Origin of the sequence: Mesorhizobium sp. M7A.F.Ca.MR.148.00.0.0 (assembly GCF_003997735.1) — a bacterium.
Lineage (GTDB): Bacteria > Pseudomonadota > Alphaproteobacteria > Rhizobiales > Rhizobiaceae > Mesorhizobium.
Genome location: NZ_RZTB01000451.1, coordinates 1 through 355, shown reverse-complemented (window position 1 = coordinate 355; position 355 = coordinate 1). Strand labels below are relative to the sequence as shown.

Sequence of the window (355 nt, the reverse complement as noted above, 5' to 3'; positions counted from 1 at the left end):
CGCGCGACCTATCTCGACGATCTGACCCGCGACAAGCGCATCGCCCGAAAGCTGAAAGTGGTCGCAGCCTGCGGCAATGGCACCGCCGGCGCCTTCGCGCCGCAGGCGTTGCAGCGCATCGGCTGCGAGGTCATCGCGCTCGACGTCGAGCTCGACCATACATTTCCGCGCTACAATCCCAATCCCGAGGACATGCGGATGCTGCATGCCATCCGGGACAAGGTGCTGGCATCAGGCGCCGACATCGGCCTTGGCTTCGACGGCGATGGCGACCGCTGCGGTGTCGTCGACAATGAAGGCAATGAAATTTTTGCCGACAAGGTCGGTGTGATGCTGGCAAGGGATATTTCCAGCC

General features: G+C 62.5%; 1 pseudogene. It reads left to right on the top strand.

The features are described 5' to 3' along the window. A pseudogene (locus tag EOB49_RS34905) lies at positions 1 to 355 on the top strand (phosphomannomutase/phosphoglucomutase); the annotation flags it as partial.